The sequence below is a fragment of the Pseudomonas sp. M30-35 genome (assembly GCF_002163625.1).
In the GTDB taxonomy this organism is placed as follows: Bacteria; Pseudomonadota; Gammaproteobacteria; order Pseudomonadales; family Pseudomonadaceae; genus Aquipseudomonas.
The window spans coordinates 2,394,434-2,421,135 of the sequence record NZ_CP020892.1 but is presented as its reverse complement, the minus strand read 5'-3'; the positions used below and the strand labels follow the sequence as shown (position 1 = coordinate 2,421,135).

Annotated in this window: 24 protein-coding genes; 10 read left to right on the top strand and 14 right to left on the bottom strand. The window is 55.8% G+C overall.

Annotation, left to right across the window (positions count from 1 at the left end):
* The first annotated feature begins 14 nt into the window (after positions 1-14).
* The 8 genes from B9K09_RS11235 to B9K09_RS11200 all read left to right on the top strand — a co-directional run bounded on the left by B9K09_RS11235 (position 15) and on the right by B9K09_RS11200 (position 6,941).
* Positions 15-2,108 (top strand): protein-disulfide reductase DsbD, encoded by a 2,094-nt coding sequence (locus tag B9K09_RS11235; RefSeq protein WP_087516887.1) that lies wholly within the window; start codon positions 15-17, stop codon positions 2,106-2,108.
* 307 nt (positions 2,109-2,415) lie between these two features.
* Positions 2,416-3,318, top strand: coding sequence for a GTP cyclohydrolase FolE2 (folE2, locus tag B9K09_RS11230; protein WP_087516886.1), 903 nt, complete (start codon positions 2,416-2,418; stop codon positions 3,316-3,318).
* On the top strand, positions 3,315-3,986 hold the full coding sequence (locus tag B9K09_RS11225; RefSeq protein ID WP_087516885.1) for a metal ABC transporter ATP-binding protein: 672 nt from the start codon (positions 3,315-3,317) through the stop codon (positions 3,984-3,986). The genes folE2 and B9K09_RS11225 overlap by 4 nt, the downstream gene beginning before the upstream one ends.
* A gap of 41 nt (positions 3,987-4,027) precedes the next feature.
* Positions 4,028-4,846: a metal ABC transporter permease gene (locus B9K09_RS11220; protein ID WP_087519073.1), complete on the top strand. Its 819-nt coding sequence runs from the start codon at positions 4,028-4,030 to the stop codon at positions 4,844-4,846.
* Positions 4,847-4,862: 16 nt separating this feature from the next.
* Entirely contained in the window at positions 4,863-5,735 is an 873-nt protein-coding gene (locus B9K09_RS11215; RefSeq protein ID WP_087516884.1) for a metal ABC transporter substrate-binding protein, read from the top strand.
* Positions 5,732-6,139, top strand: a complete 408-nt coding sequence (gene hisI / locus B9K09_RS11210; protein WP_087516883.1) for a phosphoribosyl-AMP cyclohydrolase — start codon at positions 5,732-5,734, stop codon at positions 6,137-6,139. The genes B9K09_RS11215 and hisI overlap by 4 nt, the downstream gene beginning before the upstream one ends.
* Before the next feature lie 48 nt (positions 6,140-6,187).
* Positions 6,188-6,424 (top strand): membrane protein insertion efficiency factor YidD, encoded by a 237-nt coding sequence (gene yidD / locus B9K09_RS11205; protein ID WP_218192002.1) that lies wholly within the window; start codon positions 6,188-6,190, stop codon positions 6,422-6,424.
* Positions 6,381-6,941 carry a carbonate dehydratase gene (locus tag B9K09_RS11200; protein ID WP_087516882.1) on the top strand — a complete coding sequence of 187 codons (561 nt, stop codon included), beginning with the start codon at positions 6,381-6,383 and terminating at the stop codon, positions 6,939-6,941. The genes yidD and B9K09_RS11200 overlap by 44 nt, the downstream gene beginning before the upstream one ends.
* Positions 6,942-7,103: 162 nt before the next feature.
* Here the strand turns inward: B9K09_RS11200 and B9K09_RS11195 are convergent, their stop codons facing one another.
* The 10 genes from B9K09_RS11195 to B9K09_RS11150 all read right to left on the bottom strand — a co-directional run bounded on the left by B9K09_RS11195 (position 7,104) and on the right by B9K09_RS11150 (position 18,539).
* A complete protein-coding gene (locus tag B9K09_RS11195) occupies positions 7,104-7,982 on the bottom strand; it encodes a pirin family protein (RefSeq protein WP_087516881.1) in 879 nt (292 codons plus the stop codon).
* Between the two features lie 14 nt (positions 7,983-7,996).
* On the bottom strand, positions 7,997-8,287 hold the full coding sequence (locus B9K09_RS11190) for a GNAT family N-acetyltransferase (RefSeq protein WP_087516880.1): 291 nt from the start codon (positions 8,285-8,287) through the stop codon (positions 7,997-7,999).
* A gap of 139 nt (positions 8,288-8,426) precedes the next feature.
* On the bottom strand, positions 8,427-8,804 hold the full coding sequence (locus B9K09_RS11185; protein WP_256574312.1) for a helix-turn-helix domain-containing protein: 378 nt from the start codon (positions 8,802-8,804) through the stop codon (positions 8,427-8,429).
* Between the two features lie 330 nt (positions 8,805-9,134).
* Complete coding sequence (locus tag B9K09_RS11180; protein ID WP_087516878.1) at positions 9,135-9,773, bottom strand: response regulator transcription factor; 639 nt, start codon at positions 9,771-9,773, stop codon at positions 9,135-9,137.
* A gap of 4 nt (positions 9,774-9,777) precedes the next feature.
* Positions 9,778-12,804, bottom strand: coding sequence for a two-component regulator propeller domain-containing protein (locus B9K09_RS11175; protein WP_157699346.1), 3,027 nt, complete (start codon positions 12,802-12,804; stop codon positions 9,778-9,780).
* 63 nt (positions 12,805-12,867) lie between these two features.
* A complete protein-coding gene (locus tag B9K09_RS11170; RefSeq protein WP_157699345.1) occupies positions 12,868-13,644 on the bottom strand; it encodes an alpha/beta hydrolase in 777 nt (258 codons plus the stop codon).
* A gap of 9 nt (positions 13,645-13,653) precedes the next feature.
* Positions 13,654-15,261 carry an MFS transporter gene (locus B9K09_RS11165; protein ID WP_256574290.1) on the bottom strand — a complete coding sequence of 536 codons (1,608 nt, stop codon included), beginning with the start codon at positions 15,259-15,261 and terminating at the stop codon, positions 13,654-13,656.
* Complete coding sequence (locus B9K09_RS11160) at positions 15,251-17,089, bottom strand: amidohydrolase (RefSeq protein ID WP_177408724.1); 1,839 nt, start codon at positions 17,087-17,089, stop codon at positions 15,251-15,253. Before B9K09_RS11160 ends, B9K09_RS11165 begins: the two co-directional genes overlap by 11 nt.
* A 137-nt stretch (positions 17,090-17,226) precedes the next feature.
* Positions 17,227-17,805 (bottom strand): antibiotic biosynthesis monooxygenase, encoded by a 579-nt coding sequence (locus tag B9K09_RS11155; RefSeq protein WP_087516874.1) that lies wholly within the window; start codon positions 17,803-17,805, stop codon positions 17,227-17,229.
* Between the two features lie 47 nt (positions 17,806-17,852).
* The gene (locus B9K09_RS11150) at positions 17,853-18,539 is read right to left on the bottom strand and encodes a hydrolase (RefSeq protein ID WP_087516873.1); all 687 of its coding nucleotides are present in this window, start codon (positions 18,537-18,539) and stop codon (positions 17,853-17,855) included.
* 312 nt (positions 18,540-18,851) lie between these two features.
* On the opposite strand from B9K09_RS11150, the gene B9K09_RS11145 reads away from it, so the two are divergent.
* Positions 18,852-21,257, top strand: coding sequence for a glucose/quinate/shikimate family membrane-bound PQQ-dependent dehydrogenase (locus B9K09_RS11145; protein ID WP_087516872.1), 2,406 nt, complete (start codon positions 18,852-18,854; stop codon positions 21,255-21,257).
* 226 nt (positions 21,258-21,483) lie between these two features.
* Entirely contained in the window at positions 21,484-22,308 is an 825-nt protein-coding gene (locus B9K09_RS11140) for a class III extradiol ring-cleavage dioxygenase (RefSeq protein WP_087516871.1), read from the top strand.
* A gap of 318 nt (positions 22,309-22,626) precedes the next feature.
* Here the strand turns inward: B9K09_RS11140 and B9K09_RS11130 are convergent, their stop codons facing one another.
* The 4 genes from B9K09_RS11130 to B9K09_RS11115 all read right to left on the bottom strand — a co-directional run bounded on the left by B9K09_RS11130 (position 22,627) and on the right by B9K09_RS11115 (position 26,132).
* Complete coding sequence (locus tag B9K09_RS11130; RefSeq protein ID WP_087516869.1) at positions 22,627-23,931, bottom strand: HipA domain-containing protein; 1,305 nt, start codon at positions 23,929-23,931, stop codon at positions 22,627-22,629.
* On the bottom strand, positions 23,931-24,257 hold the full coding sequence (locus B9K09_RS11125; protein WP_087516868.1) for a helix-turn-helix domain-containing protein: 327 nt from the start codon (positions 24,255-24,257) through the stop codon (positions 23,931-23,933). The genes B9K09_RS11130 and B9K09_RS11125 overlap by 1 nt, the downstream gene beginning before the upstream one ends.
* Positions 24,258-24,468: 211 nt before the next feature.
* A complete protein-coding gene (locus B9K09_RS11120) occupies positions 24,469-25,608 on the bottom strand; it encodes an MFS transporter (protein ID WP_087516867.1) in 1,140 nt (379 codons plus the stop codon).
* Positions 25,605-26,132: a TetR/AcrR family transcriptional regulator gene (locus B9K09_RS11115; RefSeq protein WP_087516866.1), complete on the bottom strand. Its 528-nt coding sequence runs from the start codon at positions 26,130-26,132 to the stop codon at positions 25,605-25,607. The genes B9K09_RS11120 and B9K09_RS11115 overlap by 4 nt, the downstream gene beginning before the upstream one ends.
* Positions 26,133-26,702 lie beyond the last annotated feature (570 nt).

Here is a 26,702-nt window from a genome sequence, read left to right as displayed (position 1 = left end):
CGGGCTGATAGCCGATGCCCCCATTGCCTTGCCGCTATTTCGTCCTCTTTTGCCTGGCTTTATTGACTCCCCAGGTCGGCGCTGCCCAGGAGTTTGCTGGCACCTCAGGCGAGGTACTGATTAAGAGCACCTTGATCGCGGAAACGGATCAACCCGCAGCCGGTACAACCAGCACATTAGCCGTTTTCATGGAACCACAGTCTGGTTGGCATGGGTATTGGAAACAGCCGGGCAGCATTGGCCTGTCACCGCAATTCAATTGGCAATTGCCGGAAGGTGTCAGCGTGGGCAAGGCCGCCTATCCGGTTCCGCAGACGCTAATGATCGGCGATCTGATGAATCATGTTTACGAGCATCCTTATGCGCTATTGCTACCCGTTGAAATAGATGCCTCGGTACCATTGGGAACTTCCCTGCCGATCACCGCTGATTTCAACTATCTCGCTTGCCGCGCTGATGCCTGCATTCCGGAGAAAGCATCGCTTGCCATTACTCTGGTCGCAGGCGACGCCCATATTACATCTGAACGCAAAGCGCGCTTCGATGAGTGGCGGCGTGAACTACCCAGACCGCTTGGCTCGCAAGCCAGTTTTGTGATTACCGACGATACTCGGCTACGCCTAAGTATTCCCTTGCCAGCAAGCGTGGAACTAAACGATCCACACTTGTTTGTCGCGACTGACAAAGTAGTGGATCCTGCGTCGGAGCAGATTTTTAGGCGTCAAGACGATACCTTGATCGTTGAAACTCAACTGGCTAAATCCTCGCAAGCAGACGGTCTCCCTGACGAGTTTGAGGCGCTACTGTCACTGGGCAACGGTACCGCCTTGGCATTGGTGGGTCACAGTGCTGATGCGCCAACGGCAAACGAAAACGAACCTCAAAACTTTTCCATATTACTGACAGCATTTCTCGGCGCCATACTGGGCGGAGTTCTGCTCAATATCATGCCCTGCGTTTTCCCGATCCTCAGCCTTAAAGTACTTAGCCTTACGCGTCTGTCCGGTGGTCAACGCGAAGCCCGGCGGGAGGCGTTAGCTTATACCGCCGGTGTGGTTATCGTTTGCCTGATACTGGGCGCGACGATTATTGCTCTGCGCGCTGCAGGCACTCAACTTGGCTGGGCATTCCAGCTGCAAGATCCACGGGTCATTGTGGTGCTTACACTGTTGACTGCAGCCATCGGCTTTAACTTGGCAGGCCTTTTTGAGTTGGGCTCCATCAATGCCGGTACCAAACTGGCTGACCAAGATGGTATGACCGGGGCATTCTGGACAGGCGTGCTTGCAGCCTTCGTTGCAACCCCCTGCTCCGGCCCCTTTATGGCCACAGCCCTTGGCGCAGCCCTGGTACTCCCTACGGCTGCCGCGCTGATGGTCTTTGCGGGTCTGGGTCTGGGCATTGCCCTGCCTTTTTTGCTGCTGGGTTCCGTGCCAGCGCTTCGTCGTCTCCTTCCGCGTCCTGGTCCATGGCTTGCAAGCTTCCGGCATATCATGGCCATCCCCATGTTCCTGACCGCCCTTGCCTTGGCCTGGGTGCTTGGTCGCCAACTCAGTAACAACGGCATGATTGCGAGTCTTGCTTTGGTCATGTTGCTGGCGATAGGACTTTGGTTCACCGGCCTGCGCCAACGCAACGGCAAGCGGTTGAGCTGGCTTCCAGCAGGGCTAGCTGCCCTGCTCGCATTGGCGGGAAGCGTCGTCATTCCTGGCTCTTTTGCGGAGCATGCGGCGCCGATTAATGCGCTCGCAAGTTCACGCCATACACGCACACTTGACTTCGACGCGGAGCACTTGGCCGAGCTGCGGCAACAAGAACAAGCCATCTTCGTCTACTTTTCCGCAGACTGGTGTGTGACTTGTCAGATAAACGAACAGCGAGCAATCGATACACCCAGCACTCAACAGGCATTTGAGCAGGCCGGTGTGATCACAATGAAAGGCGACTGGACCAATGGTGACCCAGCCATCACCGCTTTTTTGGAACAGCATGGCCGCTCAGGGGTACCCCTCTACTTGTGGTATGCGCCAGGTGCAAAAGAGCCTGAAGTCCTTTCACAGATTCTTGTGCCAAATGTTTTACCTAGCTTAGCGGGCAAGTCTGGTTAACCCGCTCTCTTATCTGGCATCGCCATAACGAACAAATCTGCAAAGCTGGGTGGCAGGATGCGAGTGAACCAGCCGAAACCTATCCAGATAGGCAGGCGATCGATCACTCAAAAATTGACCGGATCGCTTGCTCTTGGCTGATCTCCCGTTTAGCACACTTCTACACGTGCCAAGCGCAGCGCCTAGCGTGAGTCGAAAGCGTTATCAGGCGCAGTAAGTTGTGTTTGTTGATGCCGTTGCGGTTGCCAAAGGTCGGTAGGATTTGTAATATTGTTACGTTATAACATTATGAAAGGTTGTACTCTCCATGAATGCCCTCGTACTACCTGATATCGCAAGCCAGACCCGCTCCGATCAAGGTGTCCCCCTGAAATGGGTTGGTATGCAGGGAATAGCCTTGCCGGTTCGACTCGCTGAACAGCAAGTTCGCACCTTCATAGATGCTGGCGTCAGTCTCGACACACCGGACGCTCGGGGTATCCATATGTCGCGTCTGTACTTGGCACTGGAAAGACTTGAGCAGCAGGAGCTGACTGCACCTCTGCTTGATGAGGTGCTCGACCATTTCCTCGATAGCCATTGCGACTTGTCAAAGAGCGCCTCCTTGCGATTAAAGGGTGATGCGCTGTTCAAGCGTCCGGCATTGCTAAGCCAACTGGGCGGCTGGAAAGCCTACCCCTTCGAAGTGTATGCGAGTCGCGACGCTCAAGACTCTTGCATGACACTGAAGCTGGAGATCGGCTATTCCTCAACATGTCCTTGCTCAGCGGCTCTTGCACGGCAGTTGATACAAAAACAGTTCAATGAAGACTTTGCAGGCAAGGAGTTGCAGCATGCGCAGCTATACGAATGGCTGGGAAGCTCGCACGGCATCGTGGCAACTCCGCACAGCCAACGCAGTGTGGCCACGTTAACGGTACGACTCGCGCCGGGGCATATCGAGCTGCCTTTGCGGGCACTACTGGAGCGTGCGGAAGCCGCTCTGGGTACTTCACTACAGACAGCGGTGAAGCGTATTGATGAGCAGGCATTTGCCTTGGCCAACGGACAAAACAGCATGTTTTGTGAGGATGCCGCCCGGCGTATTCATCTGGCGCTGCTGGAGGAAGTTGGTTTGCTGGGCTTCCATGTGCGTGTTGTGCACATGGAAAGTCTGCATGCCCATGACGCGGTTGCCGAAAGCGAGTGGAACTGGAAGTCACAGCGATGATCCAGTGCCATGGATTGCAATGGGGGGCTAGCGGCCTCCCCCTTACCCCGCCTCTTGATTTACGACTGCCTACTGGCAGCCTAACCGCAGTTATTGGCAACAACGGCTCGGGCAAAAGCAGCCTACTCAAAGTGATCGCAGGGCTGAATCGCCCTCTGCGTGGGCGAGTCGACGTAAGCGTACCAATACTGGGCGGCGTCACCTACTTGCCACAGCAGCAGGTGCTGGATCGACAATTCCCCATGCGCTTGGCTGACCTGGTCAGCGCCGGTTTCTGGCGCAGTCGCATGAGTCGTGGCGAACGCCAAGCTCGTCTGCAGCAAACCTTGCTCGACTGGGGTTTGCTTGGGCTGGAAAAACATAGCCTGCAGGCCTTGTCTGGCGGCGAGCTGCAACGAGCTCTACTGGCGCGCCTGAGCCTGACCGATGCTCAAGTATTGCTGCTCGATGAACCCGAAGCGGCGTTGGATGAGCTTGGGCAACAGCTGCTCTGGCAGCATATCGAGCGCTGGCAAAATCAAGGCAGAACCCTAGTACTGGTCAGTCATAGCCTCGCCACCCTCAGTGAGAAACTTGACCACGCCTTATTGGTTTTGCGCAGTGGTTGTATTTACGCGCCAATCAGCCAGTTCATCGGCAATCGCCAGGCACTGGAGCAGGTTGTTTGAGCCTGGAGTTGCTGTGGACGCCCTTTACTGAGTTCGCGTTCATGCGCAGGGCCCTGTTCGGAGGTATGGCGCTGGCCTGCAGTGCTGGGCCGCTGGGCGTTTTCCTGATTTTGCGACGCATGAGTCTGATCGGTGACGCCATCGCCCACGGCATCCTGCCCGGTACAGCACTTGCGTTCTGGTTGTTCGGGTTAAGTCTGCCGGCACTGACTCTGGGCGGTCTCGCCGCAGGCCTGGGCATGGCCGGGCTAGCGGCGTGGGTCAGTCGCCGCACCGGCTTACGCGAAGACGCCAGTCTGGCGGCGCTCTATCCGATATCCCTTGCCAGCGGCGTGCTTTTGCTCGGTTTGGCCGGGCGCAAACTGGATCTGCTGCACCTACTGTTCGGTTCAGCATTGGCGGTGGACACAACCACTTTAAAAGGCATGCTCGGTACAGCATTGCTGAGCCTGACACTGCTGTTCCTGATCTATCGCGCCCTCTCCCTGGACAGCCTCGACCCCCTATTCCTGCGCAGTATCAGCCGCTTTGGGCCACTGGCCCATGGGGTGTTTCTGACCCTTGTGGTACTCAACCTGGTCATTGGTTTCCAAGCGATCGGTGCATTGATGGTCGTCGGTTTAATGATGCTACCCGCCGCCGCAACGCGCTTCTGGAGTCGTCAATTACCGGTTCTATTGCTGCTCTCTGCGTTCTTTGGCGCGACGTGCGTGTGGCTGGGTCTGCTTCTGTCCTATTACGCCAATTTACCCAGCGGCCCCTGCATTGTGTTGTTGGCCGGCTCAATCTATGTGATTTCAGTCGTGTTGGGCCCGGTTCACGGTCTGCTGCACTCTTCCTCCCCCCTTCCCCACAACTAGTTTTAAGGTATTCATCATGCGTAACCTGCTTTTCGCCATAACCCTGTTGTTACCACTCTCGCTAAGCGCTGCAGAGAAGATTCAAGTGGTGACCAGTTTCAGCATCCTCGCCGATCTGGCTCATGAGATCGGTGGTGAGCGGATTGAGCTGACCAACTTTGTCGGTGCTGACGCCGATGCACATATATACGAACCCAGCCCTGACAATGCCAAGGCCCTGCTCAAGGCCGATTTGATCATTGCCAACGGTTTGGGCTTCGAACCCTGGCTGGAGCGCCTGCTGGCCAGCACTGAGCCAAGCGGTAAACGTATCGACGCCAGTGCTGGAGTCATGCCGTTGATGCTGGATGAGGAAGGCGAGCAGGTCCCTGATCCACACGCTTGGCAGAGCCTGAGTAACGCCGAAATCTATGTAAATAACATCGCCAAAGCCCTGAGCCAGGTCGATCCAGATCATGCCCAGGAATATGCAAACCGCCGCGATGCTTATCTGAAACGATTGCACGCACTGCTCAAGGAAGCCAACAGCAGATTTGCCACGCTCCCTGTCAGCCAGCGCAAAGTGGTGACCAGTCACGATGCTTTCAATTATTTGGGCCAGTCCTGGGAATTGAAGTTTATTGCACCGCAGGGCCTTTCCACCAATGACGAGCCTTCGGCTGCTGAAGTGGCGGCGCTGATCCGCCAATTACGCCGCGAAGGTGTACGCGCGGTGTTCGTGGAAAATATCCGAGATCCACGATTGATCCAGCAGATTGCCGAAGAGGCCGGCGCTACTGTGGGTGGAACCCTGTACTCGGATGCCTTGGCCAGCCAGCCTCCAGCCAACACTTATCTAGGCATGTTCAGGCACAACCTCGACACGCTGATGGCCGCGCTCAAACCATGAGTTTGTGGCTTGAATTAGAGCAGGCAGGGATCGGCGACAGCCGACCTCTGGCTGCCGTGCTGGACGCTATCCCTTGGAATGCTGACGGTTTGATAGCCGCCATCGCCCAGCAGTACGACACAGGTGACGTGCTTATGCTGGCGTGGATAAGCCGACCTGCGCTGGAAGAAACCTTGGCCACGCGTCAAGTCTGCTACTGGTCGCGCTCACGCCAGCAACTGTGGCGCAAAGGCGAAAGCAGCGGCAATCATCAGCGGCTGATCGAAGCACGTCTGGATTGTGATGGTGATGCCCTGCTGCTCAAGGTCGAGCAACTGGGGCCTGCCTGCCATACCGGGCGGCCCAATTGTTTCTACAACGCCATTCGCGACGAGCGGGTATGCGTGATCAGCGTGGCGCAATGAAACGAATGAAACGCCTGTTGATTAGCCTGGTACGCCTTATCTCAGTACCTGATCAGCCCACCACTGGGGCCGCGCTGCCGTTTCCACCCGAGCGGCTCACTCTATGCCATCGAAGCCATCAACAGCCATTGCGTCCTGCGCGGCGGCGGGCTGGTCTTGCGTCGTCTGGGCCGCTGTCACCCTTGGCATCCAGGCGTTTACGCCCCGGTACCACCGCGCACCCACCTACAGAGTAAAACCCATGATCCGCAAAAACCCATCTGGCCATCTGCCGGTCATTGCTGAGTCCGCCTATGTTGATAAAACTGCAATCATCTGCGGCAAGGTGATCATCCATGACAACGTGTTCGTCGGCCCCTATGCGGTAATTCGCGCCGACGAAGTGGACGAGAACGGTGATATGCAACCGATCGTCATCGGTGCCAATTCCAATATTCAGGACGGCGTGGTGATCCACTCCAAGTCCGGCGCGGCGGTGACCATCGGCGAGCACACCTCCATCGCCCACCGCTCAATCATTCATGGCCCCTGCAGCGTGGGCGATCGGGTGTTTATCGGCTTCAATAGCGTGGTGTTCAACTGCAGCGTTGGCGATGGTTGTGTGGTCCGACACAACGCCGTGGTTGATGGCTGTGACTTGCCAGCCGGCTTCCATGTCACCTCGACCCAACGCATCGGCCCACGCACAGACTTGAGTCAACTGCCCAAAGTCAGCGTCTCGGCTACCGAGTTTTCCGAAGACGTAGCGCGCACCAATATCGACTTGGTGCGCGGCTACAAAGCCCTGCAGAACGAGTTCTAAGATGAGCAGCCTACTGATTCGCCACGCTGAGGCAGGGTGAGTCTAGTGAAATCAAGCGGATAATGCTGGACAAGCTGACCCTGCGCGAACAAAACAGCCCGGTTGGTCGCCACCGTCAACAGGTCAATGGCTTGTCCCAAATAAAATCTGAAGCGTCTGCAATCATCCCATTCCCTTGTCGTCCGGTAGTGGAATGAACTCTGCATCGTCTGCATCGGGTAGTTTCATTCTTCCGGCCTGCCAGTCCGAAGCCGCCTGAGCGAGCCGATCCTTCGAGGATGAAACGAAGTTCCAATAAAGGAACCGTTCGCCGATGGGCTCACCGCCAAGTACCATAACGTTAGAGTGTTCCAAGGCGCGCACGCGCGAGGCAGCCGAGTCGAGCACCAGCATCCTCCCGCTCTCGTAGCGCGTACCATTCAGCTCCACCGCGCCAGTTGCGATGTAGAGTGCGCGTTCCTTGTGTCCGCCAGGAATTTCGGCGGTCGCCCCTGGCGCCATGTCGAGATGCGCGTAGAAAAGCGGTGAATGGATTTCAGCGCTGGCAGTTAAACCATAGGCGCTACCGGCGATGAGCTGCCCGACCACACCGGCATCGTTCCACTGTGGCAAATCGAGGCCGGCATGATGTGAGAAAGACGGCGCGATCTCCTCCTGCTCGGTCGGCAACGCGACCCAAGCCTGGATGCCATGCAGGTGATCGCCATGCGCGCGGGCGTGCTCGAACCGCTCACTGTGCGTAATGCCGCGCCCCGCTGTCATCCAGTTGACCTCCTGCGGCCGAATCGGCTGTTCGTAGCCAAGACTGTCACGGTGCATTACCTCGCCAGAAAACAGGTAGGTCACGGTGGATAGACCGATGTGCGGATGCGGGCGAACGTCGATGCTACGATCGACGCCTGCCGCGATATCGAGCGGCCCCATATGATCGAAAAAGATGAAGGGACCAACCATGCGTTGCTTTGCGAAGGGCAGCACACGACCCACTTCCATGCCGCCGCCGAGGTTGCGACGCCGCTGTTCAATAATCATTTCAATCATTTTGAGGCTCCTGTTCAGCTCTTGTCGGCAACGATGTCGGAATATTCGGGATGACGTGCATAGTAGGCTCCCATGAATGGGCAACGTAAAACAGCCTTGAGACTACTCGTTCGTATTGCATCAAAGACGCCGCGTGCGAGCTGCGAGCCAATCCCTTTTCCGGATAGTTGTTGCGGCACTTCGGTATGAGTGAGGATGATGCGGTCACCCTTAATCAGGTAATAGGCTGCGGCGATCTCGCTTGAATTACCTTCGATTTGCAGTTCAAAGCGATGTTCTGCGCGATTGTCAGTGACAGAGCTCATTTGGTTTTCTCCATATTTAGAGTGTGGCACCACATTTGAGGTTGTCACCATCGGGCTCACCGCCTCGACCGCTTACTCAACACCCTTTTCTACGTTAAATCCGTCTCTGGTATGCAGAACGACGATCAATAGACCGTCGCTATTCGACCCAACGCGGCGAGTGAGACGGTACGGCATGCAGCTTCCGCCAGGTTTGTGGCGACAAGCCGGTTTCGCGCCTGAATACTCGGCAAAAATGCGACTGGTCGTAAAATCCATGGCTAAGCGCAATGTCACTTAAGGAATGCGCTGAACACAGCATGTATTGCCGTGCTGCCTCCACTCGCGCGGCGGTCACATACATTAGTGGGGTCATGCCGGTGGTCTGTTTGAACGCATGCGAAAAATGACTGGTGCTCAGACTCAGTAACGAAGCCAGTTCAGTTGTTCGTATGCAATGGTCGACATGCTCATTTATGTATCCGTCTACACGGGAGATTTGCCATCGAGCCAACCCACCCCTGCTTTTATGCGGCATAGGTCCGCTTTGACTGTCGACTGCCAGCAATTCAATTGCCTGACTAAGATAAGTCGATGCGATGTCTGGATCACGTTGCATGGCTCGCTCCGCCTCCGTCAGCAACGTCAGCAGCTGTCTCGTTTGTTTCTGGTCGTTGAGACTACGAGAGGCGGTGTTGCTCAATACGTAATTTGCGCTGGTATTCCCGTTCATAGCTAACGCTCCTAGGCCGGGATCAAATCTTGGTGGCGCGCTTAACTCGCCGCCATGAGTAGCACAGGATGGCGTTATGCCGGGGCCTCGCACAGCCCCAAACGAGTTGGGATGAACCAACACTAAAAGGGGGGGTTATTGCGGAAGATCGATAATCCCTCGCTGGATACCGATAGTCACCGCGTGAGTCCGGTTATGAGCGCCCAGCTTATCCATCATATTTCGGAGATGCCCTTTCACCGTGTCTTCACCTATTGCCAGCGCAAGGGCTGTTTCCTTATTCGACAAGCCTTCGGCGACATATTGCAGCACCTGAATCTCTCTATTAGTGAGGCCGTTCTGGTCCATGTGAGCCGCCAGTTCCGCCGCGATTTCCGGAGGGAAACGGCGCTTGCCGGCGGCCAGGTCGCGTATGGTTTCAATCAGTTCGTGGCGCAACGTACTTTTCAAAAGATAGCCACGCGCCCCCGCCTTGATAGCTTGTAACGCCCTGACATCCCCTCGGTAGGTCGTGAGCACAGCAATTCGAGCTTGCGGGAACTCAGACATGATGGAGCTGATTGCGCCAATTCCGTTTAGCTCAGGCATCTGTACATCCATAAGCGTGACATCTGGTTGTGTTATTCGGTATAGCCGGATTGCCTCAAGCCCGTTACAGGCCTCCCCCACCACGGTGATATCGTCGTAACCACCCACTACAGCTTCAATACCCTCCCGTATCAGCGGATGGTCGTCCACTATCAACACGGTGATGGGGCTCTTGTGATCTACCATAGGTTTATCCTGCCCTGCTCGAGCGATTCTGTTTACTGCCAACTGAGTTTTCATAGGCAGCGGCGCCAGGCAGTGAGAGCGTAATGCGGGTGCCGTTCAGGGGATTGCTAACCATCGTCAGGGTTGCATCAATTCTGCTGGCGCGTTCGTACATGCCTCTCAGTCCGCCGTGTTCAGGCCGCCCGTGCATTCGCTGATAGAGCGGATCAATGCCGACTCCATCATCGACAACAAGCATCTCGAACGTACCCGGCGCGTATGTGAAGGTAACGGTAATCCGAGTAGCCCGCGCATGGTGAAGCGAATTGCAAACCGCTTCTCTGCCCACCTGGTAAAAAGCATCACGAACTTCGCAGCGAAGCGCCAGCGGTTCCCCGTCGTTGATAACGTGGTAGGTTGCAGAGAAAGGAACGTTGGCTTCCAGCTTCAACGCTTGAAACGCAACGGCTAAATCTTCAACTGGCGCCATTTGGCCACGCAAACCTGTGATTCGGTCGCGGCCCTCAGCAATCACTTGCTCGGCCCGGTCCAGCGCCCGTTCCATTGAATTGCGAGCACGGCCCCCCTCAGGCAGACTGTCCGCGACCGCCTGGAAACTGAGCATCATTCCTTGAACGCTTTGTAACAAGGTGTCATGCAGCTCGCGCGCAATACGCTCGCGCTCCTGAAAGCGCTCCTCAAGGCGGGTCCTAAGAGCCGCCTTTTCCCGTTGCGTATAAATGCGCGACATCCAGAACACAAGCGTCAGCAGCGCTACTGAAAATATCAGTAAAAACTCTGGGCGTAGATAGAAAACCTGGGGAACGATGATGGTTAAAGTCGCGACAGGGGGATTTATATGCCCATTCTCGCCAAGCGCACGAACCTGGAATTGGTAATCACCCGTTCGTAGATGTGAAAAAACCGCCTGCCGGGAGCTCCCTGCATCGACCCATTCTGTGTCATGGCCATTCAGCCGATATTGAAAGCGCATGGTCTTTGTTGAGGCAAGACTCAATGCGGAATACGTAATAACCAACTTTTCCGGCGCCTCTGATAACCGAACTGACGCGGCGGAGATATCAAAATCAATTCCATCAGCTGTCAGCGCCTTGATCCTCACTGCAGGTGGTTGTGCCATGCCCCTTGGCTGGTATGAATCAATACGCACAACCCCGCTTCCGGTGGTAAACCACAGCAAGCCTTCTCCCGTGTGGACCGCAGTGGGCAATGGCAATACTTTGAATGGATCCATGGGCAGTCGGCCAATTTGGTCGTGCGAGCTGTACAGAAGAGTGTCACCGCCCGCTATTACCCGCTCGATCTCCGCAGCAGGCAGCTTGAAGATGCCACTGCGACTCTGCACCCAGAGATCCATCCCGGATTCTCCTGCGTTTTTCTCAGCAGGTACGGCGATGAGCCCGTAGATATTCTGAAAGGGCCCGGCCGCTGGCAGATCCAGACGGTGAAAGCGTCCATCCTTGAGATACGCCAAACCATGCTGACCACCTACCCAGGTGCGTCCAGGCAAATGCAGCATCGCCGTGACATGGCCGATGTCCAGGCCTTCCTGCTCGCTCCAGCGTGTGATCTTCTGCTCGTCAACGGACACCAGAAGATTATCCCGGTAGCCGAACCACAGTTTGCCCGCCAGGTCTCGGGAAGCAGTGACAGGCATCACCTGCCGTCCGGAATCGCTGACCGGCTCAATGCGTCGCCATTGCTGATCAGCCCAGACGAAAAGCCCCACTCGATTGATTGAGACCCATATATCGCCATTCTTACCGACCGTCATGGCCCTGACGGCAGCTTCACGAGCGGATTCGACAGGTAACGTTGCGATGCGCCGCGGCCCGTCGTTTGAAAGCGAAAAAATCCCCCGGTGCCCGCCAATCAACAAGCCGTGTTCCTGACTGTTTACTAGCGTAGTGATCGGCATGTCCAACTCAAAGATGGACTGACTGTTGCCCCGCAGGCCAATTAGCTGACCATTGTCAGAGCCGACCCATAACCAACCATCACTACCCACCGCCAACGCGTGACCACCTACCCCGCCGGGCAAAACTAACGGAGACAGTGTTTTACGCGTGAGTCGATCCAGGCCTGCATCCGTACCCACCCATAGGGTGCCATCACGGTCGATGAGCTGGGCCAATACATTATTAGAACTGAGCCCGTCGAGAGCGGTGTATGAGTTAACTGCATTTTTACCCTCGGCAGCCTTCGGCGTCTCTCCGACTGGCAAGTAGTGCACGCCGGATGCGAGTGTCCCCAGCCAAGCATTTCCCTGATCATCCACAACAACGCTCACCGCGCGGGATGCCGGTATCTCTTTGAATTCAACCTCGGCATACCCTGTTTTTTTCAGTTGCAGTACATGGTCCTTGGCACGATCAGTTATCCATATATCGCCTTCAGGGGTTGATGTTATTTTGCTGACCGATTGAATTTTGATGCTGACCGGTATGAATACATGGGCACCTGGGGGAAGCACATATAATTGCTCCTTGCTTGCCGCCCATACATAGCCATCTGCATCGACGTGCACCGCCCGGGCATGGAGGTCTGGAAAGCCCGCATCCTTGCCAACCAGATGCCAACCCGTCCCGTCATGCCGGGCGAGACCATCATCCGCCGCGACCCAAACCTGCCCTTGCTGGTCCTCGGCCATGCTGTATACCACTCCATCAGGAAGGCCTGGATCAAGCGGTTGCAGCACGCCGTTTGCGCTGATCAAACGAGCTCCACCGGCACGAAAACCTACCCACAGACCATTGCTGGTACTCAGAAGCGCCGAGACCACGCCGAGCGGTTCACCGTCTGCAGACGTGAATTTCTCGAACTCGAAGCCATCGAAGCGATATAAGGAATCATGCGTTCCCAGCCAAAGATAGCCATCAGCAGTTTGCGCAAGCGCGCCCACAGCGCTTGGCGCGCGGTCGCTGGCAGTCCAGCGGCGATGATCCATTTCATTCGAGATGCGCGCCGCTACGCTTGAGCATGCAAGGCAACCGAGCACAAGGCTCAGCAGTACAACCACATATTTTCGCAAGGAATGCACCTACGGCACGTGCTAGCACGCGCCTTGTATTGAGTACTACGCCTGTGGGCGGCATTAAAACCAGCCCAACTGACGCTGAAGCCATTCAATGATTCGATCCGCGACCTGCTCCCAACCCGGCTGCGTTATGAGCAGGTGACCGTAGCCGGGAAACGAGATGAAATCAGTCGGCGCTAATGACCGTCTCTGATAAAGATAGTTGGCCAAAACTACAGAACTGGCAACCATACGATCATCACCAGCGGAAATCAGTAATAAGGGGCCGCGTTCGTGGTTAAAGAGCAGTCTGCTACCCACACCGAATGCGACTGTCACCATCAGTTTTTGCGGGACTCTACTCACCAGCTGTTCATATAGCGGGCCGGGTGTCCGCCGGGATGCCGGATACCCTATGCGGCGGGAGAATTGTGCAGGCGCCATGCGCATAAAGCGCATGCCATGCAGTCGCTCAGTTCTTGCAGTTAATATTTGCAGCAGCGAAAGAATGCCAGGGAAAACGCACTGAGGTGGACGCGGAGCTATCGCGATGCCAGCCACACCCAGACCACGGTCCAGCAACAGCTGAACGATCAGCCCACCCAGCGCATGGCCAATCAGCACAGGCGGTGCCGGGAGGGCTGCAATCTGGTCAGCGTAAAAGTCCACTAGACCTTTAAGGGGCGATGATCTTGCATCCTTAGCGTGCAGAACCCGGTACCAACCTTGCTCGCCTTGGGCGGGTAACGACAGCACACAACAGGTGTAGCCACAGGCCTTGAAATGGCGCTCGAATTTTTCCCAGACCGCTGGAACCAACCAATCGCCCTGAATAAAACAGACCTGGTAACCCACGGCCAGTAATCAGCGACGCGCTACGTACATGAGGTGGTGCTTTATCACAAGCTCCACGCCCGGCTGCTGAAAGCGTCGCGCAGCTGATTCAATGCGCTGATCCGCCTTGGTGACACGTCCATGATGACGCATGTGCTCCAGCCAGGAGCCATCAATAAAGAACTCCAACCAGTTATCAGGGTTTTCGGTGTTCTGCACCAATCCCCAGGTCAGCGCCCCGCTACGCCTGCGCATCGCCCGGACCTCTTGCATGGCACGCGTGAACGGCTCTGCATCTGCAAGATTGATGGAATACTCCAACGTCACCATCACCGGCCCTCGGTCGTTGCCCTCTTCCTTTGGGGGGCTGGGCATTGGCCAATGTAGCGAAGGCGTTATGTCTTCAGCCTCGGTCACCGGCAACGTCAGGCGCAGCGTTACGAGTATTCCAGCAATCAGAGTGGCACTGGCGCAAAGCAAGGCGAACCCTATATCGTAATGGCTAGCGACGGCGCCCCACAGAACTCCGCCTGCCGCCATGCTGCCGAAGAATACGAGAATATAAACCGAGAGTACTCGCGCCCTGACCCAGGAAGGCACCGCGGTCTGGACCGCTATCTGCAAGCTCGATAGCACAGCAATCCAGGCCGCACCGCTGCACGCCATGATCGGCACCAACCAGATCAGGTCACGTAGCAATGCCAGCGCAGCCAACACCCCGGCGTAAATCAGGCTGGCGACAATGACCAGCAAATGGCTGCTGATGCGGGAGCGAATCGCTGGTAATGCCGCCGCCCCTGCCAAGGCGCCAACCCCAACGCTGCCAAGCAAAAGCCCAAAGTCCATGGCGCTGCCCTGCATCTCGCCCCGCACCAGCAAAGGAAGCAGAGCCATTCCTGCACTGGCGCCCAGGAAGAACGCGAACGTTCGAGCCAGAGCCCGTTTTAACGGGGGCGACTCAAGACTGAATACCAATCCAGCGCGCATGGCACCTACAAGACGTTCCGCCGGCAGCACAGAGGGTTCGACTTGTCTTTTCCAGAAGAAAAGCACTGCCATTACCGCCAAAAAAGATACTGCATTCAACGCAAAGGTAAGCCACGGGCCGCTGAGGCTGACCAGTACCCCGGCAATGGCCGGACCAATTGCCCGAGCGACGTTAATCCCGACACTGGACAGCGCTATCGCAGCGGGCAGCTCTGCCTTGTCGACCAACTCAGGGGTAAGTGCCGACCAAGCGGGCATCATCAATGCTGTGCCGATACCCATGCAGGCAGTCATGGCCAACAGCAGGGGCACCGTCACCAATCCCGCCGCCGTCAATAGCGTCAGCGTGAGCGCCGTAGCCGCCATCCAGAGCTGGACTGCAAGCAGGTAGCGCCGTTTGTCTATCACATCCGCCAATGCACCGGAAGGCAGCGCCAGGAGGAACATTGGCGCTGCTCCGGCCACTTGTACCAAAGCGACCGCAATCGGATTTGCTGAAAGGCTCGTCATCAACCACCCGGCACCCACTTCGTGCATCCAGGTACCGATGTTTGATGCGATGCTCGCGATCCATAGCCAGCGAAAGGTGGAATGGCGCAGCGGGCTCCAGGCCGATGCAGCAGGGTCCGATGTCACGGTCTCAGAACGCAAAGCAGGAACATCCAAAAGCGCCCCAGAACCCCTGATAATCACTGGTCGGGACTGATGAGGTTCTCACTCGGTCATGCTGATGTGCGTGAACAGCACAAGGCCCCGAGCAATGATGAACGCTTGCCTGCAGTGGAGCGCTAGGTTTCCAATGCCCGGGCACTAGCGCCACGGGAGACCAATCCGGCATAACCGGTATCTCACCCGGAGACAGTGGCCCGAACTCCCCGGTGGCATACACAACTTTGCCTCCGACCACGGTCAACACCGACTCCATCTGTTTGATCTTTTCTTCCTCGACACTGAAAAAATCTGCGTTGAGCGCGATCAGATCTGCCAACTGGCCGACTTTCAACTGACCTTTCTTGCCCTGCTCTGAAGAGAACCAAGCGCTACCATGGGTAAAGAGATCAAGGGCTACCGCGCGAGACAAGCCTTCGGGATAAAGCTCCATACCTCCCACTGTCTTACCGCTGACCAACCAGTAAAGTGAGGTCCATGGGTTGTAACTGGATACCCGCGTTGCATCGGTACCCGCCCCAACTGGTACGCCCTCGGCCAGCATTCGCTGAATCGGCGGCGTCTTCTCGGCCGCCTTGCTGCCGTAGCGGTCAACAAAATACTCGCCCTGGAATGCCATGCGATCCTGAATCGCAATGCCCCCACCCAACGCGCGCGCACGCTCGATGTTCCGCGGCGTTATTGTTTCAGCGTGGTCGAAAAACCACGGCAAACCGTTAAAGGGGATATCCTGGTTGACCCGTTCAAACACATCCAGCATGCGCGAAATGGATTCGTCATAAGTTGCATGCAAGCGGAACGGCCAGCGATGCTCAACCAAATGACGCACCACTGGTTCAAGTTCCTGCTCCATTTGCGGCGCCAGATCCGGACGCGGCTCAAGAAAGTCTTCGAAATCTGCCGCAGAGAACACCAACATTTCGCCGGCACCGTTGTGGCGGAAAAAATCGTCGCCATCCCCAGGCTTGACTTGCTTGGTCCAGCTTTTAAAGTCTTCCAGCTCCTCCTTGGGCTTCTGCGTGAACAGGTTATAGGCAATACGCACAGTAAGCTGATCGTTCTGTGCGAGTTCGCGCACCACCTGGTAATCATCCGGATAATTCTGGAAGCCACCACCCGCATCGATAGCACTTGTCACGCCCAGCCGATTCAACTCGCGCATGAACTGGCGCGTGGAGTTGACTTGATATTCGAGAGGCAGCGTCGGACCTTTTGCCAGCGTTGAGTAGAGAATCATTGCATTAGGTCGCGCGACCAACATCCCGGTCGGTTCGCCATTGGCGTCTCGCTGAATTTCACCACCCGGAGGATTAGGCGTGTTGCGCGTATACCCAACCACCCGTAACGCGGCACGGTTCAATAAAGCCCTGTCATACAGATGCAGAACAAATACCGGTGTATCCGGTGCAGCCTGGTTAAGTTCATCGAGCGTCGGCATTCTGCGTTCGGCAAACTGGAATTCATTCCATCCGCCTACCACCCGCACCCACTGCGGCGCCGGTGTACGGTCTGCCTGAGTTTTGAGCATACGCAGCGCATCAGCCAACGAAGGCACCCCTTCCCAGCGCAACTCAAGGTTGTAATTAAGGCCGCCTCGGATCAGATGGATGTGCGAGTCGTTTAACCCAGGGATCACCGTACGCCCCTGTAGATCAACAAGCTGGGTCACGTCGTTACGAAATGCCATCGCCTCGGCATCGCTGCCGACGGCAACAAACTTGCCATCCTTGATCGCCACGGCTGTGGCCCGCGGTTTTTCTCGATCAACCGTGTGCAGATCGCCATTGAAGAAAATGATGTCAGCAGTCATGTTGCCTCCTGGGATAGTTGAGGCCGTCGAGCCTGCAGCCGCTGCAAACGGAAACGTCGACATCAAGGCCCCGGCAGCGCCGATCATTGACCCGGCCGCGATAAATTTCCGCCGGCCTTGGTCCGTTGATTTATCTGTCATGATATGGCTCCGTCATCGTCACCTTGTAGCCAGCCAGCAAACCAGCCGGTGACCATGGGCATAAAAATGTAAACCACGAGCAGAACGATGGTGGCTGTGATCACCAGGCCGCTGGCAAAGTAGCTACTCAGCCAAGGTACGTTCGCGAATACCGGCCCCCAGGCCAGAGGCACCAACAGACTGAGCGGCAAAATCACTAAAAATGTCACGCAGGCCTGCTTCCAGCGCGGCGGCTGGTTATTTGACTCAGCTGGGGTGAACCAGAACTCATTCGCGGCACTTACTTCTGTCTGGTCCCCCTCAACCAATAACGGCTGCGCCTCATTGATCAGTTGTTTACGCTCATACGATTCGAGCCATGCCTGCAATCGCTGGGCACCGCTAAACCGCAATACGATGGTGAAGCGCGTCAATCCTGCGCTTTGGCTACGCATTACGTTCACGCCCAAGTGACCTTCGAACTGATCCGCGACACCTATGATGCGGCGTAGCCAGGCTTCATAAGCGGTAAGCTGCGCGGGCCGTACACAGTGGCGGACGACCAGCGTTAAAATGTCGGGTAACTGCTGGGCCATGATGGGAAACTCCAGAATCAGGGCGGCCAGAACCGCCCCATAGCGGTCTAGATCTCAGCGTGAACCGGTTCCAGCGTGGGGCCGTGCTTCACCCGCTCCTCTGCTTTGTGCACCATGGTGTAGGCATAATCGATGCCCATGCCGTAGGCACCGGAATGCTCTTTGGCCACGGCCATGACTTCGTCGTAGGTGTCGCGGTTTTTCCAGTCGCGCTGCCACTCCAGCAACACTTGTTGCCAGGTGACTGGCACCACACCCGCCTGGATCATCCGCTGCATTGAGTAATCGTGGGCCGCCTGGCTGGTGCCGCCAGAGGCGTCAGCGACCATATAGATTTCGTATCCGGCATCGTGCATCGCCGAGAGTGCGAACGTGGTGTTACACACTTCTGTCCAAAGACCCGAAACGATCACCTTATTGCGTCCATTACGCTTGAGTGCATCGCGTACTTTCTGGTCATCCCAAGAGTTCATCGAGGTGCGCTCAAGGATCGGCGCATCGGGGAATACCTCAAGCAGTTCGGGATAGGTATGCCCCGAAAAACTTTCGGTTTCGACGGTGGTGATAATAGTAGGCACGCCAAAGATTCGCGCCGCCTTCGCCAGGCCCACGGTGTTGTTCTTCAAGGTTTGTCGATCAATGCTCTGCACACCGAAAGCCATTTGCGGCTGTTGGTCGATGAAGATCAGCTGAGAGTTGCTGGGGGTCAGGACTTCAAGCTTTGGGTTCTGCATTGTGCTCACCTTTTACACGTAAGAAGGGTTCGTGAAACGCCCGCTTACTGTCGCAAAGCACCGCCGCTTATTATTGGATTACTGCCTGATATTGGGATGATTATGCGATCGGCGCACCTTCGAGAGGTTGCTGATACCCATGGTGATGCTGCACGGCGGCCCCGCCCTAACCTGCTAACCTTGAGGATAATAATCCTGGCTTTTTCGCTAACTGCCCTCGTGCCTGAATTGAATGAATGTTCTGAATTTATGATTCAACTAGATAGTTAGCTATACATATAATGCACCCATCATTTCAACGGGACATTTAACGTGAAGCAGAGTCAACGCCTCTCGGGCATATCAAAATTCATTCTGGTCGGGCTGGGAGTGATCATCGCCCTGCTCGGCTTAGCATTGGCTGCTGGCGGGGTGAAACTGATCAGCCTGGGAGGTTCCTGGTATTTCTTGATAGGTGGCCTGGTAATGGCCGCTTCCGGTCTGCTGATCGCTCGCTTTGAGCGCGCCGGTGCCTGGTTGTTTGCTGCGTTTCTGGTGGGCACAGCGATCTGGGCTGTAAGCGATGCAGGTCTGGAGTTCTGGCCACTGTTCTCACGCGTGTTCATGTTCGGCGCAGTTGGCCTTGCGGTCACGCTGGTCTACCCATTGCTCAAGCGTGCCAACGGTGGCGTCCCAGGTCGCGGCGCCTATTACATCGCTGCTGTGTTGGCAATTGCGCTGGCTGTCGCCGCAGGCAACATGTTCGTCGCACACCCGACTGTCGCCGCCACGGGCACAGGCCCTGGTCTTACGCCCGTTGATCCAGCCAAGGCTCAAAAGGATTGGGCTCACTACGGTAATACCGAAGGTGGCAGCCGTTTTGCTGCGCTGGATCAGATCAATCGCAGCAACGTCGATAAGCTGCAGGTGGCGTGGACGTACCGCACCGGTGACGTCGCTGAGAGCGATGGCAATGGCGCTGAAGACCAGCTCACCCCTCTGCAGGTCGGTAACAAGGTGTTCATCTGCACCCCGCACAACAACCTCATCGCTCTGGATGCCGACAGCGGAAAGGAGCTATGGAAAACCCCGATCAACGCCCAGTCCAAAGTCTGGCAGCGTTGCCGTGGCATGGCTTATTTCGACGCCACGAAGAACATCGCTCAACCGAGCAATTCGACAATCATCGAGGCCAAACTCGAACCGGCCGCGAATTGTCAGCACCGTTTGCTGACCAACACCATTGATGCCCGCCTGATCGCGGTCGATGCGGACACCGGTGAGTTCTGCCAAGGTTTTGGCAACAACGGCCAGGTCGACCTGAAGGCTGGTCTGGGTGATGTGCCGGACAGCTACTATCAGTTGTCTTCTGCACCGCTGATGGCCGGCACCACTGTAGTAGTCGGCGGTCGAGTGGCCGATAACGTTCAAAGCGACATGCCGGGTGGTGTGATTCGTGGGTTCGATGTGATCACCGGTGCCATGCGTTGGGCATTCGATCCGGGCAACCCGCAAGATCGCAAAGCACCAGCCGACGGCAGCACTTATGTGCGCAGCACGCCGAACAGCTGGGCGCCTATGTCCTACGACCCGGCGACAAACACGGTCTTCCTGCCGATGGGCAGTTCTTCCACCGATATTTATGGCGTCGAGCGCAGCAAGCTGGACCACACCTACGGTGCCTCTATTCTGGCTCTTGACGCCACTAGCGGTGAAGAAAAGTGGGTCTACCAGACCGTTCACAATGATCTCTGGGATTTCGACCTGCCGATGCAGCCGAGCTTGATCGACTTCACCAAGGACGGAAAAACCATACCGGCGCTGGTTATCGGCACCAAGGCCGGGCAGATCTACGTGCTCGACCGCGCCACTGGCATACCGCTGACCCAAGTCGATGAAGTGCCGGTCAAGGCAGCCAACATACCTAACGAACCGTACTCACCAACTCAGCCAAAATCGGTCGGCATGCCGCAGATCGGTGCCCAGCACCTGAGTGAATCAGACATGTGGGGCGCTACCCCGTATGATCAATTGCTATGCCGCATCGACTTCAAGAGCATGCGTTACGAGGGTTTGTACACCGCGCCGGGCACCGATAAATCGCTGAGCTTCCCAGGTTCGCTGGGTGGCATGAACTGGGGCAGTATTTCCACCGATCCGGTGCACGGCTTCATCTTTGTCAACGACATGCGCCTGGGCCTGTGGATTCAGATGATCCCGTCGCAGAATAAAGGTCAGGCCACTTCCGGTGGTGAAGCGTTGAACACCGGGATGGGTGCCGTGCCGCTCAAAGGCACACCTTATGCGGTCAACAAGAACCGCTTCCTGTCGGTGGCTGGCATTCCTTGCCAAGCCCCACCGTTCGGCACGCTGACCGCCATCGACATGAAGACACAGAAGATCGCCTGGCAAGTTCCAGTCGGCACCGTTGAAGACACAGGACCGCTGGGCATCCGCATGCACCTGCCGATCAAGGTCGGTCTGCCAACCCTCGGCGGCACCCTGTCGACTCAAGGTGGCTTGATCTTTATAGCTGGCACACAGGACTTCTACCTGCGCGCCTTCAACAGCGGTAATGGCGAAGAAGTCTGGAAGGCGCGCCTGCCAGTTGGCAGTCAGGGCGGTCCAATGACCTATGTCTCGCCAAAGACCGGCAAGCAGTACATCGTCATCACTGCCGGTGGTGCGCGCCAGTCGCCCGATCGCGGCGACTACGTGATGGCTTACGCCTTGCCGTAAACACAGTGCCCGCCTTCGCCGATACCGCATCCCGTTGACCATCAACGTCCGACGCGGCAAAAGCGTTTCGGAGTAGCCGCTTCGGATTGGGTTGGCGCTGGCAAACTGTTTGGCGACGCACTCGATAAGGTTTGATACTTTCTTGCAATCTCACATGCATCGGCTGTTCCCGTCGGGCTGAACGACTGGCTGAACAAGCAATCATTAAACCGAGGAGTCACACATCATGAACACTCCGTTCCCTCTGTTATTTGTGTCTCATGGTGCTCCGATGTTTGCCATCGAACCCGGTCAGGCTGGCCCACGCCTGGCCGAGCTCGGCCGTGAACTGCCACGACCTGATGCCATCGTTATCCTTTCCCCGCACTGGATGACCCGCGGAGAGGTCAGCGTTACAGCGAGCACCGCCCCAATAACCATTCACGACTTCGGCGGGTTTCCCGACGCGCTGTACCAGCTGCAGTACCCGGCACCCGGCGCACCGGCCCTGGCCGCACACATCGTCGAGATGCTGCAGGACGCTGGCTGGCAATCCCGACTGGATGACAGTCGAGGTCTGGATCACGGCGCCTGGGTACCTTTGCTCTATCTGGCGCCTAACGCCGACATCCCCGTGGTTCAGGTGTCGATGCCCGCAAGCCTCGACACCCACCAGGCATTGAAGCTGGGCCAAGCGCTCAAGCCGCTACGGGAAATGAATGTACTGATCGTGGCCTCCGGCAGCCTGACCCATAACCTGTATGAGTTCCGTGGTGCATCCAGCCACGACGCAGACTACGTCAAGGCGTTCGCAGCCTGGACAGCCAAGACGCTGCAAGCAGGAAACACCGAGTTATTACTGGACTACAAACAGCACGCTCCGTCAGCTGAACGTGCCCATCCGACGGATGAGCATTTCTTACCATTGCTCATCGCTCTCGGCGCGGCTGGTGAAAACTACAACACCCGCGTGCTGGAGGGCGGTGTGAGTTATGGCATTTTGTCGATGGACAGCTATCTGTTCTCGTCTGGCCCCTTGCAACCCTATCAAGGCGCTGCAGACCCTGCGTGACAAGCATTTTCCGAGGTCGCCCATGAAACACATTTCTACAACATGGGCCATGAAATCGTCGTGCAGGAACTGGCAAATTTCTCTAAATGGCTGACCCAAATCTTATCGTTGAATGACTTACTCAGTGGGATAATTGGGCATGTCGTTCAGACGCATAACCCTATATGTTTGAAAACTCTGTTGCTCAATTCAGCTTCTATAACCTTAGCGGCACCGGCAAGACGTGTTTTTGCATCACCAACTTGGTTGCCGACATAAGGGGCTGCTGATTTATTGCGAAGTGTCACCGCCGTGACGGGCCTACTTCTAAATTGTGGTCTAACGCATAAGCTGCGCCGTCATCTCGTTGATGATGATTGAGTTAATACTTCGCAATAGCCGAACTTCACCTGCTAACGTAGCCCCAAGCTCCGGCCTATCCTGCAGCAGTTGCTCATTCTGTTGCATCACTTCATCCAACAGCTTCGGTGCTTCTACACGCACACGGTCTACTAGCTTTAGGATGTTGTCACGCGCAGTCGTTGGCTTGATCCCCATGGTTTCGCCCGCGGAAATTAGTAGTGGCGTGGAGATATCTAACAGACGCTGAGTTCCATTAATTGGCCAAGCCATTTCAGATTGAACTGGCCACTGATCTTTCTCAAAAGCGCGCGTGCCGTACACCGCTGTGCACAACAAGTCGTAGAACGGGGACAAATGCACGTTCTTTGCTGAGAGCAGGAAACTGAGGTTTTTCAGGTGTGCATCTTCATTGCCCACCAGCACGTTAAAGATCAACCACTGGAAGAGGCGCAATCTAGCCAGCGCTGCTGGCCTGCAATGGTCGGCCAAGCCTGTAATGCGTTCCATGCTACCGGCTCTGTATTTGAACTCTCTGGACAACCCCGTCAACTGACATGCATCGATACAGTGAAGGCGGGACCATCCATGCTCATTTTCAACGCGGTCAAACCGCTCGATGAGATAAACCGGCTGCGGCACATACAAGCGATCCACGCGTGGTACAGGCAGCCCAACCCGCTCGGCCAATTTCATCACGAACCATTCGTTGATTACGCTGTGTGGCCATGCATCGTCAGGGTGGTCAGGCTTGAGTATGTGGGTCGATGGTTCACTACCGGTCGGCTCGAATATCTGGCCATCCCGGTAGATGACAGCCACCTTGTGTTGAGCTCCTGCCAGAGACATTTTCTTCGCTGCTTGCTCGGCCAGAGGAATCCTTGGCATCGCCATAATGCGCTTCGACAGTTCAGCATCGGACAGCGCCGCTATGCTCCCAGGTCCAGGCTTTTGTCCGGGCGGCAGGAGCGTCAAAGAGCCAGCTGACTCAGCTCCGAAATGCTGCAACAAGGCGAAGGCATCCTCGATCGCAACACGTGCGGCTTTGGCAATCAGCTGCCGTTGCCCCTCCTCTGGCAGCAAATTATCGAAATACCACTGCACCGGGCGAGTCGTAGCGCCATCGTAGTGTTCTTCGCTCTGTAGGGGGAGCAACGGACACAAAGGGTGCGCTAATGGGTCAGTCAACCACTGCTCGCTGTAGCAGAAGGCCCATAAACCATTACTTTCGCGCAGAGTGCCCACAAGCGTCTGGTTGATCCAGGCATTGAGTGAGCGTTCCATTATTTCGCCTTAGTGGTCTGGGCAGAAGTTGCGGATTGGGCAGCGTTGTTTTGTGTGGCTGCCTTCTTCTGCGTGTCTGCGAGCACCTTTCGGATGTCGTCAGCGAAGTTCTCCGGCACCTCGATCGTTACAGACAGACCAAGCCCCTGCATCACTTGGAACAACTTGCCCCACTGTACTGTTTCAGCGCCCCGCTCAACTTTCCCGAGAAAGTTTTCCGACACACCGATAATGCCTGCCGCATCGTCCTGGCGGATTTGCATGGCTTTGCGGCTTGCTCGTATGAGTTCGCCAACTTGCTCAGGAGATTCGATGTCAACTTTCATTTGAAGAACCTTTGGCCGTAGCCTTCATATTCAATGCAGGCAGACAAGAAAAATCCACACGCTTATGTGGATTTTAGTCAAATGGATGACGATTTTCAAGAATTCCACACGATCGTGAGGTTTTCTTTGGTTTGTAACTAGTAAAGACAATAATCCTCATGACCGTGCGGATTATATGATTTATACCGATTGAGCGGTGCGGCTGCTGAGCTTAGGCAAGCTTGAGGCTCACTTCTCCTCTTCGTGCCAGTCCTGCTGCGAAGGCGAGGCATGCAAACACCAAAACGGCGGAGTCGATCGTAAGACTGTCCATTAAAAGCCCGAAAATCGGCGCGCCTGCGGTCTGCCCGATAGCAATGGAAAGAAAACCGATCATCAGCCCCGTTGCAGGCCGGTCGGGTAACGCCGAGACACCCCAAACCAGATATACACCTGTAAGCATGATGTAGGCCGCACCGAAGAGGACTCCACCACTTAACGTCAGGACTGGCGTGGTGCTTGCTGTCCCGACAAGAAGGATGCCTGTCGCCATTGCCGCCAAGAACGTCCAATGCACTCGGTCAATTCCAAACTGTTTGACGAGGGCCCCTGCTCCCGCTCCGAGAATGCCGGACGCTCCGATCGCAATCCAGAGCAGCCCCGCGCCGGAATTGCTCCAGCCTAAACGTAGCGTGACAAGTTGGCTGCCGAATGACCAGATAGCAGTGCTGGAAGCGCCCATCAGGAACGATGCGATGATCAGCCGCTTAAGCGCACTATTGAATGGCGGTAAACCAGTAGCGCTTTTCATGGCCGTTTTGGTCCTGCTAGGCACGCTCAGTGCCGCAGCAATCGCCATGCAAAAGGCGAGTGCGGCAAAGGCTGCGAAAGCTAATCGCCATTGCCCTCCCATTACCAATGCTACCGGTCCCGAGAGCACCACACCCGCACCCGTACCGGAATTAATTATCGTGTTGGTAGCTTCCTGTCGCTCTAGTTCGACGACAGCGGCCACTGCGGCTGCCATCGGCGGTGAAGCCAAGCCGGTGCTTGACCCCGCCAGCATCACGGCACATGCGAGCCAAAGCGGAGAAGGTGCCGTTGCAATGCCGAGCATGCCAATCGCCGCGACTAGCGCTGCACCGATTGCGACGGCACGCGCACCGAACCGCTCGGTTAAATGTGCAGACAGGATAATGGCGATGCAATAACCCAGAAAAGACCCGCCAGATATCAATCCGCTCAATGTCGGTGACAAGGATAGATCGGCGTCGATTTGCGGCAAGAACAACCCGAAGGTGAAGCGGGCTAAGCCGTAACAGACAGCGATCAGACCGAAGCCCATCGCACCGAGGTACACGCTCGGGTTCATGACCGTGCCTTTTCTAGCAGTGCGACAGCTGCGTCACGCGCTGTCGCCACAACCCCTGCACCGCGATAGACAGCTACCGCGGTAGCGCCTTCGAATAGAATAAGAATTTGCTCGGCCAGCGCCCTGTCATCAACCCCGCCGGTTTCTGTCCTGACAATTTCCTGAATTTTCTCCCTAAGCCCGTCCTTGTGAGCTAACACTACTTCGGCGATTTCCGATGTATCACCACCGGTTTCACCATAAGCGCGCAGGAACAGACACCCCCGGCAACTTTCTACCCTCATCCAGTCTTCGAGCGCATCAAATAGCGCATTAATGCTGTGCACTTCCAAGCGCCGCAAGAAGCGACTGTCCCGCTCCTTGAGCACCTGGGCGATAAGTGAATTCTTACTACTCGCATGTTTGTAGAGGGTTCTGCTCGACATCTCGGCAGCATTGGTGAGCCGATCCATTCCAGTGGCGTTAAAGCCATGCCGGTCGAAAAGGGATTCTGCGGTGGAGAGCAGCTTAGTTTTTATATCCATACTTCACAGGGTAAAACGATCGTTTTACCCTGTCAAACCAAACTAATAGTGCCGGAAAGTAATGAGCGGTGGTTTTGATATACAACAGCATCTCAGACAAACTGGAACCCACCCGAATGAGCCAGTTGTTAATACAAGCATTGGTGATAATTGCAAAATCCGCGCCGGTTACTCAATACACTCAGTATCACTAAAACTACAGCGTAACTTGAATACAAGGGTCGTTGAAATAGAATCTGCCGAACTGATTTAAAATACCTGTTTGACTATAGGCGACTTATTGGTTCGGCATGGCAGCATTAGTAGACCGATTACTGCAGTACGTATTGAATCTATTTCTGGACTCAGGCTGTAAGTGCTTTCAAAAATATAATTGTGCGAGAAATTTTATTTCGCCAATGCAGAAAACTTACATCAACACAACTAATATCTAGCAGCGTTACTTTGGTTAATCCTTATTCACCGGTACCTGCACCTCTACCTGTAGTAGAAGTGTTAGCGAACGGCGCCTTCTCAATATAGAACAGCACACGGTGTGTGACATGTCTAGCATAGGTATCCTGAGCAAAA